At 41.3% G+C, this 19,113-nt stretch carries 16 protein-coding genes; 10 read left to right on the top strand and 6 right to left on the bottom strand.

Going from position 1 to position 19,113, the window contains the following annotated elements:
* The first annotated feature begins 1 nt into the window (after position 1).
* The 7 genes from ACX3PZ_RS00155 (at position 2) to ACX3PZ_RS00125 (ending at position 8,361) form a co-directional block, all read left to right on the top strand.
* The gene (locus ACX3PZ_RS00155) at positions 2–1,048 is read left to right on the top strand and encodes an LLM class flavin-dependent oxidoreductase (protein WP_459111741.1); all 1,047 of its coding nucleotides are present in this window, start codon (positions 2–4) and stop codon (positions 1,046–1,048) included.
* A 114-nt stretch (positions 1,049–1,162) separates the two neighbouring features.
* Positions 1,163–2,062, top strand: coding sequence for a pirin family protein (locus ACX3PZ_RS00150; protein ID WP_459084580.1), 900 nt, complete (start codon positions 1,163–1,165; stop codon positions 2,060–2,062).
* Between the two features lie 34 nt (positions 2,063–2,096).
* A complete protein-coding gene (locus ACX3PZ_RS00145) occupies positions 2,097–2,381 on the top strand; it encodes a GNAT family N-acetyltransferase (RefSeq protein ID WP_459084581.1) in 285 nt (94 codons plus the stop codon).
* 134 nt (positions 2,382–2,515) lie between these two features.
* Positions 2,516–4,777, top strand: coding sequence for a cation:proton antiporter domain-containing protein (locus ACX3PZ_RS00140; protein ID WP_459084582.1), 2,262 nt, complete (start codon positions 2,516–2,518; stop codon positions 4,775–4,777).
* Positions 4,778–4,857: 80 nt separating this feature from the next.
* Positions 4,858–6,432, top strand: coding sequence for a sodium:solute symporter (locus tag ACX3PZ_RS00135; RefSeq protein ID WP_459084584.1), 1,575 nt, complete (start codon positions 4,858–4,860; stop codon positions 6,430–6,432).
* A 108-nt stretch (positions 6,433–6,540) separates the two neighbouring features.
* Positions 6,541–7,392, top strand: a complete 852-nt coding sequence (locus ACX3PZ_RS00130) for a transketolase (RefSeq protein WP_459111740.1) — start codon at positions 6,541–6,543, stop codon at positions 7,390–7,392.
* An 18-nt stretch (positions 7,393–7,410) separates the two neighbouring features.
* Complete coding sequence (locus ACX3PZ_RS00125) at positions 7,411–8,361, top strand: transketolase family protein (RefSeq protein WP_459084586.1); 951 nt, start codon at positions 7,411–7,413, stop codon at positions 8,359–8,361.
* 149 nt (positions 8,362–8,510) lie between these two features.
* Here ACX3PZ_RS00125 and ric read toward each other — a convergent pair whose 3' ends face one another.
* The 5 genes from ric to ACX3PZ_RS00100 form a co-directional block, all read right to left on the bottom strand.
* Positions 8,511–9,230, bottom strand: a complete 720-nt coding sequence (gene ric, locus ACX3PZ_RS00120; protein ID WP_459084587.1) for an iron-sulfur cluster repair di-iron protein — start codon at positions 9,228–9,230, stop codon at positions 8,511–8,513.
* Positions 9,231–9,305: 75 nt separating this feature from the next.
* The gene (locus ACX3PZ_RS00115; protein WP_459084588.1) at positions 9,306–9,740 is read right to left on the bottom strand and encodes an RrF2 family transcriptional regulator; all 435 of its coding nucleotides are present in this window, start codon (positions 9,738–9,740) and stop codon (positions 9,306–9,308) included.
* Positions 9,741–9,742: 2 nt separating this feature from the next.
* A complete protein-coding gene (locus tag ACX3PZ_RS00110; RefSeq protein WP_459084589.1) occupies positions 9,743–10,129 on the bottom strand; it encodes a hypothetical protein in 387 nt (128 codons plus the stop codon).
* Between the two features lie 64 nt (positions 10,130–10,193).
* Positions 10,194–10,664, bottom strand: a complete 471-nt coding sequence (locus ACX3PZ_RS00105) for an AsnC family transcriptional regulator (protein ID WP_459084590.1) — start codon at positions 10,662–10,664, stop codon at positions 10,194–10,196.
* A gap of 128 nt (positions 10,665–10,792) precedes the next feature.
* On the bottom strand, positions 10,793–15,577 hold the full coding sequence (locus ACX3PZ_RS00100) for a translocation/assembly module TamB domain-containing protein (RefSeq protein ID WP_459084591.1): 4,785 nt from the start codon (positions 15,575–15,577) through the stop codon (positions 10,793–10,795).
* A gap of 3 nt (positions 15,578–15,580) precedes the next feature.
* On the opposite strand from ACX3PZ_RS00100, the gene tsaD reads away from it, so the two are divergent.
* Together tsaD and ACX3PZ_RS00090 are read left to right on the top strand one after the other, a co-directional pair.
* Positions 15,581–16,615 (top strand): tRNA (adenosine(37)-N6)-threonylcarbamoyltransferase complex transferase subunit TsaD, encoded by a 1,035-nt coding sequence (tsaD, locus tag ACX3PZ_RS00095; RefSeq protein ID WP_459084592.1) that lies wholly within the window; start codon positions 15,581–15,583, stop codon positions 16,613–16,615.
* A gap of 30 nt (positions 16,616–16,645) precedes the next feature.
* Entirely contained in the window at positions 16,646–17,338 is a 693-nt protein-coding gene (locus tag ACX3PZ_RS00090; protein ID WP_459084593.1) for an RsmE family RNA methyltransferase, read from the top strand.
* Positions 17,339–17,351: 13 nt separating this feature from the next.
* Here ACX3PZ_RS00090 and ACX3PZ_RS00085 read toward each other — a convergent pair whose 3' ends face one another.
* Positions 17,352–18,014: a TrmH family RNA methyltransferase gene (locus ACX3PZ_RS00085; protein ID WP_459084594.1), complete on the bottom strand. Its 663-nt coding sequence runs from the start codon at positions 18,012–18,014 to the stop codon at positions 17,352–17,354.
* Between the two features lie 41 nt (positions 18,015–18,055).
* Here ACX3PZ_RS00085 and ACX3PZ_RS00080 point away from each other — a divergent pair, with 41 nt between their 5' ends.
* Positions 18,056–19,069 carry an asparaginase gene (locus ACX3PZ_RS00080; protein ID WP_459111739.1) on the top strand — a complete coding sequence of 338 codons (1,014 nt, stop codon included), beginning with the start codon at positions 18,056–18,058 and terminating at the stop codon, positions 19,067–19,069.
* The last annotated feature ends 44 nt before the right edge of the window (positions 19,070–19,113 follow it).

The following is a 19,113-nucleotide window of genomic DNA, read 5'->3' as shown; positions in this document are numbered from 1 at the left end:
TATGAAGACAGTAGAATTTGGTCTAATGACCTTTGCAGATGTAAAGCCCGAATCCAGTCCTAATGGCGGAGAAAATTCACACCAACGAATTCAAAACTTGCTCGAGGAAATCGTCCTTGCCGATAAGTTAGGCATTGATGTATTTGGTCTGGGTGAACATCATCGCGAGGATTATGCGGTCTCTTCTCCGACCACAGTGTTGGCTGCAGGTGCGGCGCTAACCTCCAAGATTAAACTATCAAGCGGAGTGACGGTTCTCAGTTCAGAGGATCCTGTTCGAGTGTACCAGCAATTTGCGACGCTCGATCTAATTTCGGGAGGTCGAGCTGAAATAATGGCAGGCAGAGGGTCTTTCACAGAGAGTTTTCCACTCTTTGGATATGATCTTGCAAACTATAATGAGCTTTTTGAAGAAAAACTAGATTTATTACTAAAGATTAATCAAAGTCCTATGGTGACTTGGAGTGGAACGCAGCGAAACAGTCTTTCGAATTTAGGCGTTTACCCTAGAGCTTTAAAAGGTGAGATTCCGATTTGGATTGCGGCTGGCGGTACCCCGAGTTCTGCCCTGCGAGCAGCGAAATTAAAACTGCCTTTGATGCTAGCCATTATTGGTGGAATGCCACAAAACTTTGTTCCGTTCGTGGATTATTACAAAAAATCTGCACTGGAAAGTGGAACTAAGGCGGAGGATTTGCAAGTAGGTATCAACAACCACGTCTTTATAGGCGAGGACGATGAAAAGATTGCTAAGGAATTTTTTCCTTATTATGCACAGATGATGGATCGTGTCGGGAAATCAAGAGGTTGGCAACCCATGAGCCGAGAGCAATTTGAGTTTATGCGAAGTGATCAAGGATCCTTGATGGTAGGAAGTGTAGAGAAAGTAGTGGACAAATTGGTCTATGAATACCAATTGTTTGGCTTTACGAGATTCTTTGCGCAGGCTTCTTTGGGGTTTGTACCGCATGAACTCACTCTAAAATCCATTGAACTCTTTGCTACACAAGTGATTCCGGAATTTAAGCGTCGAGTGAACCTCGCTTAATATTTTTTCCCATTAGTGCATTGGGTAATTAGTATCTTAGTTGCGGTAAATGGGATTTGAAAAAGATTGTGTCGGGTTTTCTACGTTAAACTTTAATTTAAAAAATTGAATATCATGTCAAACATTGGACTTATAATAGAAGAAAAAGCAGCCGATATTGGTAATTTTTTAGTGGGCAGGCTTTTGCCCTTTCGGGAGAAGCGAGCCGTTGGCCCCTTTGTGTTTATTGATCATATGGGACCAGCTAATTTGAGTGAATACCAAAATCTTGACGTAGGTCCGCATCCTCATATTGGACTCTCCACATTAACGTATTTAATGGAGGGCTCTATTCTGCATCGCGATAGTTTGGGAAGTGATATGGAAATTACTCCGGGTGCTGTCAATTGGATGACTGCAGGGAAAGGTGTGGTTCATTCCGAGCGTACACCGGAATACTTAAGGCATTCCGAGAAGAAGTTACATGGGTTTCAGATCTGGGTTGGGCTTCCAAAAGACAAGGAACAAATGCAGCCCGAATTCAGCCATACGGTAGCGAGTGAGATTCCTTCATGGACACAAGACGGTGCCGATTTTAAATTGATTGCAGGAGATGCGTTTGGACGGAAATCTCCAGTTCCTGTGTATAGCCCACTGTACTTTCTTGAAATCAAATCCAAAGAGAAAGTCAATATTGATATCGGAGAGCAGTTGTTTGGGGAAGTAGGGATGTATGTCGTAGAAGGCAGTGTTCATCTAGATTCCCAGCAAATGGGCACGAAGCAGCTCATCATTGCCAAAAATGCGACCCTTTGTGAATTTGAAATGGAGCCGGGTACGATCGTCCTTCTTTTTGGAGGAGAACCCTTTCCAGAAGAGAGATACATTTTTTGGAATTTTGTGAACTCAGACAAAGCGGTCATTGACCAGGCAAAAGTGGATTGGCATGAGCAGAACAAGGAGGCGTTTCCTTCCGTGGTGGGAGACGATGGGGACCATGTGCCGCTGCCCAAGTCGATTTTAAAGAACCGATAAATTAATTCAAATATAAATTCAAAAACTTATTACAATGGTAGAAATCAAACATCAAAACAATGAAAAAAATGGCATTTTCAAAATCTTTTACGAAGGTGAGAGAGCAGGAGAGATGACCTACACGTGGGCAGGTACTGATAAATTTATTATTGACCATACCGAAGTGGATACCAAATTTGGCGGGAAAGGTCTTGCCAAGCAACTTGTGGTAGCAGGTGTAAACTTCGCAAGAGAAAAAGGAGTAAAAGTAATTCCATTATGTCCTTATGCAAAAGCGACTATTGAAAAAAATGCTGATTTGCAAGACGTTTTGTCATAAGTATGTGCGAAATTGTAGTTTGAAAAGTGCCTAGAAAACATTAAATTTGTAAAAATTGGAAAAAACGGAAGAAATCTTGCGTTTGAATTCTATTCCTATTTTTCAATCTTTCAACTTCAAACTTAAAATCTCCCATGGCTCATTTACCTGAACTTATTACCGACCTTGCTCTAATACTTTTGGTGGGTGCGTTTGTTACGCTTCTGTTTAGAAAAATAAAGCAGCCCCTTGTACTAGGTTATATTATTGCGGGATTCCTAGTAGGTCCTCACTTTAATTTAGTGCCTACGGTCGTAGACGAAGCGAATATTGATACATTTGCCGAAATCGGTGTGATCATGCTTTTGTTTAGTCTTGGTCTGGAGTTTAGTTTTAAAAAGCTAATGAGCGTGGGAGGATCGGCCTCGATCACGGCTGTTGTAGAAATTCTTTTCATTGGTCTTGGGGGATATTTGACCGGTTATCTCTTAGGATGGAACCAAATGGATAGCCTCTTTTTAGGTGGTATGCTTGCCTCTTCTTCGACGACCATTATCTTAAAAGCGTTTGATGAACTGAATTTAAAGACAAAGCAATTTGCTCAAATTGTCTTTGGGGTTCTGATTGTGGAGGATATCATTGTAATTTTATTGATGGTTTTACTCTCCACCGTGGCGGTAACGCAACAGTTTGAAGGATCGGAGATTGTGTTCACGATTTTAAAACTTCTTTTCTTCCTAGTGCTTTGGTTCTTGGTCGGTATTTATTTGCTTCCTAGTTTCCTTAAACGAGCCAAAAAACTATTTGATGAAGAGACGACTATTATTTTTGCCGTTGGACTTTGTTTTGGAATGGTCATTTTAGCTACTCAGGTTGGGTTCTCTGCAGAACTTGGAGCTTTTGTTATGGGATCGATCATTGCCGAAACGACCATGGCTGAGAAAGTAGAGCATGTGACCAGACCAATCAAACAACTGTTTGGAACCGTATTTTTCGTTTCCGTAGGAATGATGATTGATCCGCAAGCGATTGTGGAGCATGCCATTCCAATTGTTGCTATTACTCTTCTTACGTTAGTTGGTAAGTTCTTCTTTAGTGCGCTGGGTGCTCTAATTTCAGGGCAGCCTCTCAAACAGTCTATTCAGATTGGGATGAGTATGGCACAGATTGGTGAATTTGCCTTCATTGTGGCAACTCTAGGGCTATCTCTTGGGGTGATTTCAGAGTTTCTATTCCCAATCGCAGTGGGTGTATCGGCCATTACCACCTTCACCACTCCGTACATGATGAAACTCGCGGATCCTTTCTATGATTTGATCATGAGAAGCTTGCCTGCAAAATGGGTGGAGAGAATCGAGAATTATTCTCGAGAAACGGAAAAAATGAATGCCAATCCAAAATGGCAAAATATCACAAAAGAATATCTGCGAATCATTTTGGTGAATACAATTATTCTAATCGGTATTATCCTGGTTTTCCGATTTACAGTCATCCCACTGGTAAACCAAAATGTGGCGGATCCTTTGTACCAAAATACGATCGTGATTGGTCTGGCAACTCTCGTTTCGGCGCCGTTCCTATCTGCGATTTTGACCAAACAGCCTAAGAGTGCGGCTGCCACGGATTTAAATTCTACGATTGTGGTTGCTCTTAACGTGATTCGATTCCTAGTGGGTGTCTTTTTAATTGGACTCTTTGTGGATCAGTTAACTTCGACAAAGTATGCGATTTTGGTTGCACTTCCTTTGGTTCTGCTTTTGCTTTGGTTCTTTTCTCAAAGAATTCAAGCCATTTATCAAAAGATCGAAAAGCAATTCATTAGTAACTTTAATGAGCGTGAGACTCAAGATTACTTGCAGAACAAGACGTTTTACGATATCAAGCAGAAAAACTTAGAGTTTAAAGAGAAATTAAAAACTTGGGATGCGCACATTGCTGTGATGGAAGTGCACCCTCTTGCCAAATTTATTGGGATTAAACTCAAAGAGTTATGCTGGAAAGAAAAATACGGAATTAACGTAGTATACATTCGACGTGGAGAAACTTTAATCAACCTACCGGGACGAGACAATCGTTTGCTTCCTTACGACAAAGTTGGGATTCTAGGTACGGATGAGCAGTTTCAATATTTTAAAGAAGTCTTTGACGAAAAATACGAAGAACTTGCCGATTTTGATGTAGATGACATTGCGCTTAAGAAAATTTTAATTACCGGATCTTGTAATTACGTGGGTAAGAGCATTCGAGAATCTAAAATTAGGGAAGATCTTATTGGGCAAGTGGTCGGATTGGAAAGGGAGGATGAACGTATATTGAATCCAGATTCGTCTCAAATAATTCGAGAAAATGACATGTTATGGATGGTTGGAAATATTAAAAAGCTTAGAGAATTCATTCAAAAAAGTGCAAATTCATAGAACCTTTAAGGGATATTCTTTTGTGAGTGTGCTTTAGAAGTGGCTAAAAAAACTATATTTGCTTCTCTAATTTCAATTGCATGAATCCAAGTATCGTTCTACTGAGTTTTGTTTTTGCCTATTTTATTGGTCTTCTGGTGATCGCGTATTTCACCAGTAGAAATTCAGACAACCAATCGTTTTTCATAGGAAATAGAAAAAGCAAGTGGTGGCTGGTGGCCTTTGGAATGATAGGCACGTCGCTCAGTGGCGTTACTTTTATCTCCGTTCCCGGAACGGTTGGAAAGATGACCTCTGGAGATTATGCGTTCGGTGGCTTTGAATACTATATGATGGTCATTGGTTTTTTCATTGGCTATTTCATTGTCGCTTTTATTCTGCTTCCCCTTTATTATAAGATGAACCTAACTTCCATTTACACGTATTTGGGACGAAGGTTTAATGTGGAAGCGCACAAGATTGGATCAATATTTTTCATCGTATCACGATCTATTGGAGCCACAGCAAGGCTTTATTTGGTTGTGAATGTGCTGCAAATTTTTCTACTCTCCCCATTAGGGGTTCCTTTTTGGGTGACTTCGGCCGTGATCCTACTCATGGTTTTATTGTACACCTTTGAGGGTGGAGTGAAGACCATTGTGATTACAGATACACTTCAGACTACCTTTATGATTGTAAGTTTAATTGCTTGCATTGTCTTTATTCTTTCCTCACTAGATTTAACTGCCACACAGGCTTACACGCAGTTAGCGGATCAACAGTTCACACATTTGATTAATACGGATGTGAACTCGAAAACATATTTTCTTAAAACGGTCGTAGGGGGTATGTTTATTACCATTGCGATGACGGGGCTTGATCAGGAAATGATGCAGAAAAACATTTCTGTAGACAATTTGCATAATTCCAAAAAGAACATGCTCACTTTTGCAGGAACCCTGCTATTTGTAAATCTAGCCTTTCTTTTCTTAGGGGGACTCCTTTATTTGTTCGCAATGGAAAATGGAGCCGTATATCAGCAGATCACCCAAGTAATTGAAGGGAAACAGAGTCTAGTGAATGTATTTGGTTTTCCAGACGCAAACGGTTCGATTACCAATATAATGGGAGACGATTTGTTTCCTGCACTTTCCCTTAACGGCTACTTTCCACTTGTGATTTCGGTCGTGTTTATCATCGGCTTGGTGTCTGCACTTTTTCCCTCTGCGGATGGAGCACTCACGGCCGTGACCAGTTCCTATTGTGTGGATCTACTCCGACTCGATGAGAACAATGCCATGAGCGAGAAACAGAAGAAGAATTTGAGAATTCGTATTCATCTTGTTTTTACCGTGGTATTTTTCCTTCTCATAATGGCGTTCAAAGCCATCAACGATAAATCAATCGTCTATTTAATTATGGAGGTTGCAGGCTACACCTACGGTCCTCTACTCGGACTCTTTGCTTTTGGGATTTTCACTAAATTATCGATTAACAAAAAAGGAAGAATCCTTGTGGTTACTTTAATTGCTCCCATGCTAACCTACGCAATTAACTACCTTGTGACTCATTTTTCCTCCTATCAAATTGGAGTTGAACTTATTGTCATCAACGGGCTTCTCACCTTTATTGGCCTTTGGCTTAGTTCTGATAGAAGAAGACCCGCCTTGCTTTAAATTTCCCCTACGATAATACTCTCCAGATGGAAGAGAGATTCTACGTGCAAACCCGTTTTTGAAATCCATGAAAAAGACGTAAATTCGCATGCAAGTAAATCTAAAGTAATGAGTAAAAGTATTGAAGAGTTAAAGTCTCTAACCACACAAATCAGAAGGGATATTGTGAGAATGGTTCATGCAGTTAATTCTGGGCACCCCGGAGGAAGCCTTGGCTGCGTGGAGTATTTTACAGCCCTTTATGGTAAAGTATTAAAGTACGAACTGCCTTTCCAAATGGAAGGAAAAAACGAAGATTTATTCTTCTTGTCCAATGGACACATTTCCCCCGTCTTTTATTCGACGCTTGCCAGATTCGGATTCTTTCCAGTCGATGAACTTCGCACGTTTAGAAAGTTAAACTCTAGACTTCAGGGACATCCTACCACGCATGAAGGACTTCCAGGGGTTCGTGTAGCGTCAGGTTCTCTAGGGCAAGGTCTCTCAGTGGCTGCAGGTGCCGCACTTGCTAAAAAATTGGACGGAGATAAGAGTTTGGTTTATACCCTTCATGGGGATGGAGAATTGCAAGAAGGTCAAATCTGGGAAGCTCTCATGTTTGCGGCTCACCATAAAATTGACAATTTAATTTCTACCATTGATTATAACAACCGTCAAATTGACGGCGATGTAGACGATGTAATGAGTTTAGGTGATCTTCATGCGAAACTTACGGCCTTTAATTGGGAAGTACTTGAAGAGAAAAATGGAAATGATCTCGAAAGTGTGATGGCGATACTAGTAAAGGCAAAATCCTTAACCGGAAATGGAAAACCTGTGGTTATTATCTTGCACACTGAAATGGGGCAAGGAATCGACTACATGATGGGTTCACATTCTTGGCACGGCAAGGCTCCAAACGACGAGCAGTTGGATTTAGGACTTAAGCAGTTGTATCTAGAGGCACCAAGTGATTATTAATAGCAAAGTAGAAGAGTAATGAAATATACATATACAGAGAAAAAAGATACAAGAAGTGGTTTTGGTGCAGGACTCGCACAATTAGCGGACGAAAATCCAAACGTCGTGGCTTTATGCGCCGACCTTATTGGTTCTTTGAAAATGGAGAAATTTATTGAGAAAGCCCCAGAACGTTTCTATCAGGTAGGAATTGCCGAAGCCAATATGATTGGAGTTGCTGCAGGACTTAGCATCAATGGAAAAATTCCATTTACAGGTACTTTTGCAAATTTTTCCACCTCAAGAGTTTACGACCAAATCCGTCAGTCCGTGGCGTATTCGGGAAAGAATGTGAAGATATGTGCTTCGCATGCGGGACTAACCTTAGGGGAAGACGGTGCCACACACCAAGTTTTAGAGGACATAGGGATGATGAAGATGCTACCGGGTATGGTCGTGATTAATCCATGTGATTACAACCAAACCAAAGCAGCCACTCTTGCGATTGCTGAGTATGAGGGTCCTGTGTATCTTCGTTTTGGCCGCCCTGCCGTGCCTGTGTTCTTGCCAGAAGACACTCCTTTTGAGATAGGAAAAGGTATCCTTCTTCAAGAAGGGACAGATGTAACCATCGTCGCTACAGGACATCTTGTGTGGGAATCTTTGGTTGCTGCAGAAGAATTAGAGAAGGAAGGAATTTCTTGCGAAGTGATTAATATCCATACCATCAAACCTCTTGACGAAGAGATTATTTTAAATTCGGTGGGGAAAACAGGAAAGATCGTCACAGCAGAAGAACATAATTATTTAGGAGGACTTGGAGAGTCTGTCGCAGGCATGCTTGCAAGAAGACGCCCCACTCCTCAAGAGTTTGTTGCAGTAAACGATTCCTTTGGAGAGTCTGCAACACCAAGCGAACTAATGAAAAAGTATGGAATTGATTCCTCTGCGGTACAAAGCGCAGTTAAGCGAGTACTCGCTAGAGGGTAATTCCAGGTCGTAAAAAGATAGAAAAGCCATCCCATGCTAAAGGCAAGGGATGGTTTTTTTTCTGCAGATTTTATTCTGTAACCACATAAAAAAGCACCCTTATAAAATAAGGGCGCTTTCATTCAAATTAAATATAGGAATCGTGGTTATTAGTTTCGTAGGGCTTTTTCTAATTCCAAAGCTTTTGGAAATAGAATGTTGTTTTCAATATGGATGTGTTTGTGTAGGTCGTCTTCAAATTCTTCTAGCATTCTAAAAGAAACTTGGTACGTGCTGCAAGCATCTTCTGGGAATTGATAATGGTTAGTTAACTCTGCAATTTTTCTAAAGCGTTCGCCTTCGATGTCGTGTTCGTGCATCATCATCTCGACTGGGTTTTCTACCGTACCAAAAGAAGGGGCCTGAAGCGACGCATGGTTTCTTTGGGAATCCATCATAGTGCGAATGAAAGGGAAGAGGATTTGCTCTTCTTTTTGCATATGGGATGTAAGTTCATTCGCAGACTGTTCAAACAGCTCAAAAACTTCAAAAAGTTCCGGATGTCTACCTCCGTGGACTTTGCAAATCTTATTAAGGAATTGAAGTAGGATAGGGGCTTTGTCCGTAATGTAGCGATGGTGGGTTTTCTCCACATAGTCTGCAAGGAGATCTAAGGGCCAAGATTTATAATCAATCGATTCGCTGCTTGAAGATCCCAAATGTTCCAGTTCGTTAACGACCTGACTCACGTCAGTGCCTTTAAGTTCGGTAGCCTCTTCTAAGGTTCTGTTGCCGTTACAGCAAAAATCAATTCCGTATTTTTTAAAGACCGCCGCTGCTCTGTAGTCTTGGGCGACGATTTGTCCGATGGTTTGGTCTAAAGTTGTCATATTGCTTTGTTTTGTAGTACAAAGATAGACAAATTTTTTAAACAGGACAAAACTATCCGAATTAATTTAAAAAATTTATATTCGAAGTCGGAAGAGCCCTTCTTCGGTTCGTACGGCAAGATCAGCTAGAGTGTATTTACAGGCCATATCAATGAGACGTTCTCGAACCAATCTAAATTCATTGTGCACAGGGCAAGGGTTTTGAGAAGAGCATTCTTTAAGTCCGAGTCCGCAGGTTACAAAGATTGAATCTCCATCGATGATGGTAATGATATCATAGATTCTGGTTTCTTGCATCTTTTCTGTAGAAAGATAGAACCCGCCTTGTTTTCCTCGGACAGACTGCATTACTTCCGCTTTGCACAATTGTTGAAGGATTTTAGCTGTAAAAGCCTCTGGCGCATCAATCGCATGGGCGATTTCTTTCACATTGACTCGGCTTTCACTAAGGTTTTGTTGAGCGATATAAATAGAAGCTTTAATTGCGTATTCGCAGGCTTTTGAGAACATAGTTAATATTTGAAAAATTGCCACTTAGGCACAATGGCTAAAAGTCCGATGCCCACAAACAAAAAGAGAGAGGTTACATCGGAATACAAAAACGTGTCAAGGTAATACAAATGGAAAACAAAGTGCATCAAGGTGGCAAATGGAAACAACACAACTCCTAACTTTCGATAAAAGTAAATTAAGACGACCGAAAGGACAATCAAAAGATCGACTGCAAAAATCAAGTAAAAATACCAGATCGGAATGGTGAGGTGGTGCTCAAGGGTTTGAACATACTGATCTACGTCAATTCCAATTCCAAACACAGCAAAAAAGAGCATGGCAAGTAGAGAGAGAATCAGGCCCATTCCTTTTTCGGGACTCTCGCCTTTGAAGTAGTTTTTTTCCATTTGGTAAAAATAAAAAAACTTATGATAGAATCATAAGTTTTTAGGTTGATACTGTCTATCGATCTTAAATGGAGATCGCTTTGATAAGACGGTTTTTGTCACTCATGTACTCTTCCATTGAAATCATACTTTCTGTTCTCATTACATCTTGGATGTCGTCGATTTGATAGATGATACGCTTCGCATCTTGCGTGTTTCTAGCTTTCAATTTGCAGAAAATATTGTATTTTCCAGAAATTACGCTCGCTTCCACCACATTTGGAATAAGAGAGAGTTGTTTCAGAACGTCTTGTGTTCTGTTAGACTTGTTCAGAAGGATTCCAATAAATGCAGTGAAATGATAATCTAATTTCGCATAATTGATGGTAAGGGAAGATCCTAATATAATTCCTGCATCTTCCATCTTCTTTACACGCACGTGGATCGTTCCTGCGGATACGTCCATTTGTTTTGCGATTTCTGTAAAAGGCATTCTAGTGTTCTCTACAAGGAAATCTAGAATCTTTTTGTCTACTTCGTCTAATTGATAGTTCATTATAGTAAGGCTTGTTTTGTTAAGGATATTGTATATATTTGCAAATTTACGAAAAAAAACGAAAAGTAAAAATTTGAACTTAGTATTAACAATATTTAACAAACAAACTGATAATTGTCATAATATAATTAGTCAGCTGTCTTAATTTTTGCAGAATCTATTATAGCTTTCAGACTGTCTCTTTTTTGTTTATTCTTTTTTCCTTTGAAGATGGTATTAAAGCTTTTGCTGTAAACCACACCAACTCCATAGGTTTGGTTTTCCCCAGTGCCGCCTGCATTTCCTGCCACGAGACCAATGTTTGAAGGTTTCGAATAGGCTCTTAAAAGTCGTGTACCGTCATTCTTTTTGCTCCAATCGTACTCAATAATACCTTCTCCAGACAAATAATTGTATTCGGCACCCTCAGATCCTTTGGAAAGCGGAACTCCAAGACCGGTTTTTACGGTCACACGGGGAGAAAGTGCAAAGCTTACACTTGCATTGGCTCGGTCTCCTGTGTTGGACCCGGTATCCCCTTTCAAATAATTTAAGTCGACTTGGACCTCGTTACTTATCGTGTTGAAAACGGAACCCAGCTGTTTAAATAGCATGTTGTATCCGGAATTCTCAAGTGTGCTACCCACATCGAGGTTGAATCCAGCAGCATTCTGCACATTGAAGGAATTCATTACAAGGACACTCCCGAATTGGATCACCTTTTCGTCCTCATTTCCCATTTTGCCAGCAAGTGTTTCTTTTAGCTGACTGGATAGATCCGGCGCGGAAAGACCTAGTTCCACTCGAGGATCGTTTAACGTGCCTCGAAGTCCAACGGAAAGAAGGACGTTTACAGGCGGCAAGGCACTTACGCCTAAGTATTGCCCTGTATTGGTGACAGCGCGTACGTAATTTGCTTGGATGTCTAAGGCTGGGGTCATGGCATTGCCATCCCATCGCATGCTACTGCCTTTTACGATTTGGAAGGTCCTCTCGAGAATGGCCTGAGAAACAAAGGTTCCACTGTCTACAAGGTAAGTTCCGTTCATCGAAATGGCTCCGTTAGGGAACATTCGGAATCGAAGAGGGTTGGCTGTTCCTCTAACGCTTATGTTTCCTACGTCTTCAGGTAAGTCCACATTTACTGTGGTTCCTTTGTCAATGGCAATGTTAAAATCAAGCGTCATGTTGGCTCCGCTTCTTTTTTTCTCTTCTAGAACAATGGCTCCTGAGGCATCTTCTTTTAAGAAGCGAAGCATTTTGAATTCGTCCACACCGGAGGTGGATCCTGCATTAAAAGTGAAAACACTATTGTTTAAAGCACGGAACGGTTCGTTTAAATCGGTAGCAATGTTCAACCCCGAGACCGGTCCTGATACATAGAGATTCCCTTGCCCGTATACCCGTCCCCAAAAGAGATCGAAGTCTTTTTGTTGTGTGTTGAGGACCATGAGATTGTCCGCCCTCATAATGAGGTTGACCGCCATGGAAGAGAGGGTCTCAAACTGAATTACCCCTGAGATGGTACCGCTTGAATTGTTTCGTCCGTCTCTTAATTGGATTTCGTTTAAAATCGCTTGACCTTTGGAAAGAGGGATTACGGTGTCTTCAAAGGAATAGTCCACCCCAATAAAATTCAGCTTAAGTCCAAAGTCACTAAGGGCAATGTCCCCACTGTAATCAATATCGTTGATAGGTCCTGAGATGCTTAGGACTCCAGTTGCATTTCCCCGTAAATTACCAAATACTCCTTTTACAAACTGCTGAGCAAAGGCAAGATCAAAATCCTTCATATCCATTTTTACATCGAGTGTAGGGGTTGGCGTGTTGTTGTTCACCGTTCCTATTAGGTGGAGGTTGTTGTCTCCAATGATGCCTGCGGATACGACTTTTGCTTCAATATCGAAAACATTTTCTTGAGTACTTTTTTTCGCATTCAAGGTAATGTTTCCCATGTCCTGTTCGTTCATAAAAATGTCGTCAATCTGCAGATCGACAAGAGGTTCGAGAACACTTTGGTTCATCACGATGTCAAAGGTTCCACTCGCAAGACCTTTGATATTTAAATCATTTCCATTTGCCTGCATTTCCAAAAGCTTAGAGAGCTGGAACTGGTCGAGTTTTCCTTGAATCTGGAAGTCTTTACCGGACTTGATTAAAGCCTGCGAAATAAGAAGTGAGCTCTGTTCGGAATAGACTCGGAGGTTGTGAATGGCGATGTTTCCACTCGCTTTTTCATATACAATCGAATGGTCGAGTTCCGGACTTGTATCAATGGACCAAGCCACGGTATTTACTTTTACTTCCGTGGGTTCAAATTTGAATAGGTAATCCCCTTGGTCTGTAGTGGACTGGTTTAGATTAATGACATACGATTTAAGGTCATTCTCCAATTCCATTTCGGGAGACCCGTGAAGGAAATGGGTCGACAAATGAAGGACTTTTTGGTCTTCGTTTCTTCCTGTAAAAGTGAAATCCCGTATGACGTTATTTTTGTAGAGAACTCGGTCGATGTTTGCAAAAAGCTGCTCTTCTAAATTTGCAGTGTTGATGCGAACCACAAGATTCTCGACCATTGCACTGTCCTTTTTAATTGGCTCACCTGTATCGGCTTGGGCAAGGGCTGGGTTGGCCGTGTCTAAAACCTGGTCTAGTTGAGCAATTTGCTCTTTATTCGTTAGAAGGTACTTAAGGCTTGAGGCTTCAATATTGAGAACCAAATCGTTTGAGTTTCCTTGGTAGGATCCTGAAACCGTAGCTCCGGTAGGGAGTTGTAAATTGGGTGCAAAGTAATTGACAAGACCTTGCTTTACGTCAAATTCTAAGTTGAAACTTTGCCCTTTGTACTGTTTGCCAGGAGGAGGTCCTACAAGAATTTTTTGTAGGCCGTTTTCAATCATGCCCGCTAAATCGGCAAGCTGATAGTCTCCTGCAATTCGGCCATTGACGGCTCCTGGAGCGGTAACTTCCACCACCCGATTTCCTGCTGTGAAGTAAGCTTTGACATTAGCATTTGGCACAAAATAAGATTTGCCCGCATTCGTGAATCGAAGGTTCTCGGCCGTGGCCGCAAGATCAAGATCGTTGAGGTTTGACAATGCCAATTTTGCATCGAGCTTCCCGCTGATCACCTGGTTTCCTTTGGAGCCCGTGAAGTAATTTAAATTTAGATGATCAATTTGCGCAATTACATCCGCTAGGAGTCGACTCGTTTTGAAATCAATTTTCCCGTTGACACTTGCTTTCGCATTAGGGTCGTCCACCCTTATGAGTCCATTGTAGGTTTTGCGGTTGAGCTGCCCATCAAGGACTAAGTTATGAATGGTTTTGTCTAAGATTTCAATTCTTGAAAGATTCGCTTTGGCATCGACGACCATTCGATTGAGATCAAAGCTTTCACCGACGAAGTTTATTTTTCCAGATATTAAACCCACTTCTGGCATCTTAGTGATGGCCTCGGCATTCAAATCATTGAGCTCTGCATATCCTCGATAGCGGGGAAGCTCGGTGCTGTAATTTTCAAGAAAGACATTCTGTAATTTGGCTTGTCCAATGCCTGTGATTAGATTTCCATTTGGGATGAAGATCTGTTCGGGTCTCACCCTTACCGCTCCCTTGTAGCGCAAACGACCAAAATCATCTGCAATGTTTTTGAGTTTGCTCGCGATAAAAGTGGGAAGCATCTGCTTTAGGCCCACATAAGTGAAATCAGTCGAAAGGTCATTCGATTCAATTTCAAAGGAGCCTTGCATTAAATTTTTAAGGCGCATGGTAGAGGTAGCGATGCTAACGTCTCGGTCTCCAATGATAAAGTTTTCTAAATGGAAGTTGTTAAGAGGACCCGTCATTTTCCCCGAAATATTCACGGGTTTATAATTATCCCACTGGGTCATAAAGTAACTTAGATCATATCCACTTAGTTGACTTCCTCGTTTGAGGTTCACATCCCATCGTACTTTGGTGCTAAAGTCTTGAAAGGAGCCCTGATTTAGGTTGAGTTTAATGTCACCTTGCAGTAAACTATGGTCTGTATTAAAGGTCAAGTCAGTAAGGGAAAGAAAATCGTTTGTAAGTGCAATTTGGGTGGAAAAGGTATCTATGTAATGCGTCTTCCCATAGCGGGTCGTGTAGAAATTAAGGTTATTAACCTGCGCTGATACGTTCGGTCCGTTGACTTTCACTTTAGGAGCCGTTAAATTTAATTGGGTGGCTCGGAGCCAAGTCCCTTCTTCCCCCGGTTTGTTTTGGTTGACAATGGATACTTTGGAATTGACAAGCTCTACTCGTGAGTCTAATTGAAAGGGTGGCTTTAGAGGGTCAGAGGGTTTGCCTGAGTCAAAATTCCCAACGTATTTAATGAAGTTAGAGATGCTATCGCCTTTGTAGGTTATGATTTTAATATCCGCGTTGGTGAGTTGAAGGGAATTGAAGCTAAGGGCATTGTTTTTTCCTACGTTTGTAACAAGTGCAATCCAATTGGAGTTGGCTCGAAACTCGCGCACCTTTATAAATTCGAGACCTCTCGTGTCCTCGATTCGCAATCCTCGTATAGTGACATCGCCAAAATAGTCTACCTCAATGCTTTGCGTGGTCATCTTGGCTTTGAAATCTTGATTGAGAACTTTAAGTGCCTGGTTTGCCGCCCATTGTTTGGTCACATTCAAATTGATGGCAATGAGCAGCAATGCTGCGAGGCCAAGTCCAATCCAAAATACGTACAATAGAAGTTTAGCCCACCATTTATAGTCTGTGACGTCTTTTGCAGCTTGCTCCGCAAATTCGCCGACTACTTCGGCGGGGTTTTCCACCACGTCTTTTGCAAGGTCACTCACATCTTTCACAGCATCCTTGGCCGCATCGCCTACTTTTTCAGGTAAGGATTTGTTTTTGTTTTCGAAATTTTCGTTCTCGTTTTTATTCTCTAAATTTGCCATATAATGAGCGAATCAACTATAATTTTGGGTATCGAATCCTCCTGTGACGACACGTCTGCAGCGGTGATTAAGGGTAATAAAATACTTTCTAACATTGCGGCCACTCAAGCAATTCACAACGAATACGGTGGAGTGGTTCCCGAGCTCGCTTCGCGTGCCCATCAACAAAATATAATCCCCACGGTTCAAAAATCACTGCTTGAAGCAAATATACAACAAAATGCAATTTCAGCCATCGGATTTACACGAGGGCCTGGACTACTTGGATCTCTACTGGTAGGAACGTCTTTTGCTAAATCTTTGGCCATGAGTTTGAGGGTTCCACTTATCGAGGTAAACCACCTGCAGGCACATATCCTTGCCCATTTTATCGAAGATGCAAATAGTGTGCCTCCTAAATTTCCTTTTTTATGTCTTACCGTAAGTGGAGGGCATACGATGATTGTCCTCGTGAAAGATTATTTCAAAATGGAAATTTTAGGAAAATCCATTGACGATGCCGCGGGAGAAGCTTTTGATAAAATTGGCAAATTGTTGGATTTAGATTATCCTGCAGGGCCTATTGTCGATAGGTTAGCGAAGTCTGGAAATGAGAATGCTTTTGAATTTAGCAAACCCAAAGTGCCTGGCTACGATTATTCCTTTAGTGGGATTAAAACTTCTGTTTTGTATTTTGTTCAAAAGCAGCGTAAGCTAAATCCAGATTTTACGACGCAGCATTTAAATGATTTGTGCGCTAGTGTTCAAAAAACCATTGTAGATACCCTCATGACGAAGCTTGAAAAAGCAGCTTTTGATTTTGGAATCAATGAAATTGCAATTGCGGGAGGCGTTTCTGCCAATTCCGCTCTTCGAAGTGCAATGCTTACCACTGGGGAACAAAAAGGTTGGAATGTTTACATTCCTAAATTTGAGTACACCACGGACAATGCAGCAATGATTGCCATGGTGGCCAAACTTAAATACGATTTAGGTGAATTCTCGCCACTCGATATCAGTGCAAGTGCGAGATACGATATAGAACAAGATTTTGAATAATTACAAAAGGTAAGCCCGCAGAATTCAACTATGAGATTATTTTATGGCCAAGTTCTACCGCAAGTAGAAATTTATCCTGAGGAACAGCAACACCTTGTGAAAGTTCTTCGTATCAAACAAGGTGAGGAAGTATTTGTCACCGACGGAAACGGGAATTTAGCCAAGGGATTGGTTTTATTCGAAGGTAAAAAGGTGAGAATTGACGTTTTAGAAATAAGAACAGAACTTTCGAATTTCCCGCTCAAAATTCATCTGGCAATCGCTCCTACAAAGAACATAGACCGAATTGAATTTTTCACGGAGAAGGCAACTGAACTTGGTATAAGTGAGATTACCTTTCTTTCCACGGAGAAAACGGAAAGAAGGAATCTTAATTTTGAACGGTTAGTAAAGCAGTCAATTGCGGCCTCGAAACAATCGCTGCGTTTTCATTTCCCAAAGCTTAATCCACTCACAACATTGTCTGAATTCATTTCGACGTGCGATCCAAGTTCAACTTACGTTGCCCATTGTGATCCTAGTTTTAGTCGTTTGGAATTAAAGGAGCTACCTGTAGAGGAAAGTCAAACCTTTTTAATCGGTCCGGAAGGAGATTTTAGTCCAAATGAAATTGAGAACTTAATTCAAAAAGGAGTTAGGGCGGTTTCCTTAGGGCCACAGCGTCTTAGGACCGAGACTGCAGGTGTTTTTCTTGCCGCTTGGAACTATAGTAAATTTTTCTAAATCGGAGTGGACCTTAGGAGTACTTCTTTAGATACTGCTGGTAAATTTCCTTGCCACTGGGAATTGTATTGATTGCCCACCGGATTTTTAACTCTAGCTGTTTTTCCTGTGAAAGCGTGGTGGGAAGGTTGGAGCGAAGTAATTTTTGCTTCAATTCATAAAGGCATATGCCAGCTGCAACCGAAACATTATAGCTTTTTGTAAACCCGAACATGGGAATAGAGAGTGTCCGATCGCTCAGAGCAAGAGCTTCTTTAGAAACCCCTTTTAGTTCGGTACCAAACAAAAGCGCAACAGGAGCTGTGATTTCAAAATCGGGAAGCTCCACTGCATTGTTTTCAAGAGAAACCGCCACAAGCTCATAGCCACGATCTTTGATTTCTTGAAGAGAGCTAAGGTCTGCTTTCATTTTTTCGACCTCGACCCATGTTTCTGCGCCTTTGGTCACGGTCAGGTTTGGATTAAACTCATTACGCTCTTCAAGTGCTACGATTTTATGGAATCCACAGGCCTCGACGCTTCGTACAATGGCGGCCGCATTCCGGAATTGGTAAACGTCCTGCACGACGGGAAGAATAAAGTCGGAACTTTCTTTGGAATAATGTTCTATTTTTTCTAAACGGGCCGGGGTTAGAAATTCTTTTAAATAGTCGAAGCTGCGTTGAAGTTTTTCCATTTCATTTTCAAATCGATGCAAATTAACGTATTTTTACGCTTATGAAACGTAAAGTCCTTTTAATATATACGGGAGGTACCATAGGGATGGAAAAAGACTACGGTACAGGGAGTTTAAAGCCCTTTAATTTTGAGAATATTTTTTCAAAAATTCCAGAGATGCAGCTTCTTGAATGCGAGGTTAGCGTACAGCCCTTTGACAAGCCGCTGGACTCTTCTGATATGGGACCTGACGAATGGCAAAGAATTGCAAAGTACATTGGGGATAATTACGATCAGTACGATGGGTTTCTCGTATTGCACGGAACAGATACCATGGCCTACACCGCCTCAGCGCTTAGTTTTATGTTAAAAGGACTACGGAAACCTGTTATTTTAACAGGTTCGCAACTGCCCATAGGGGATCTTCGGACCGATGCAAAAGAAAACTTTTTAACGGGACTAAATTATGCAAGTCTTTATGAAAACGACGAGGCCGTCATTCAAGAGGTAGCGATCTATTTTGAATACAAACTTTTGCGTGGATCTAGAACCCTAAAGCATTCTGCAGAATATTTTGATGCTTATTTAAGTCCAAATTACCCAATTTTAGGACAAAGCGGGGTGCACCTTCATTTCGCAAAAGAGGCACTTTTTCGTTCGAGCCCAGAGGTGCCATTTGAAGTAGATTATCACCTATCTCCCCATGTTTTATTTTGGCGTGTTTTCCCGGGTATGTCCATGGTTCACCTGCGTGAGCTTCCCAAAGTGAGAGTGCTAATATTGCAAGTGTATGGGTCTGGAACCATCTCGAATTCAGCACATACAGAGAAAGTGTTGCAAAAGCTTAGAGACCAAGGAACAGAAATTGTGGTCATAAGCCAATGTGTTTCCGGCGCCATTTCCTTCGGGAAATATGAGAATAGTTCAGTTTTTACGAGAGTAGGTGCCATTAGTGGAAAAGACATGACTTCAGAAGCGGCCATCACAAAGGCAATGCATTTGATGGACAATCCAAAGTTCAATCAGGATTTTGCAACTCTATTTAAAGCGAGCATGTGTGGGGAAATTTCCTAGGGAAGTTTGGATTCAAAAAGCAGGGTATAGATTTCCTTCTTTGA

This window comes from Chryseobacterium sp. A321 (genome assembly GCF_054489265.1).
This window is presented reverse-complemented; position numbering and strand designations above follow the sequence as displayed.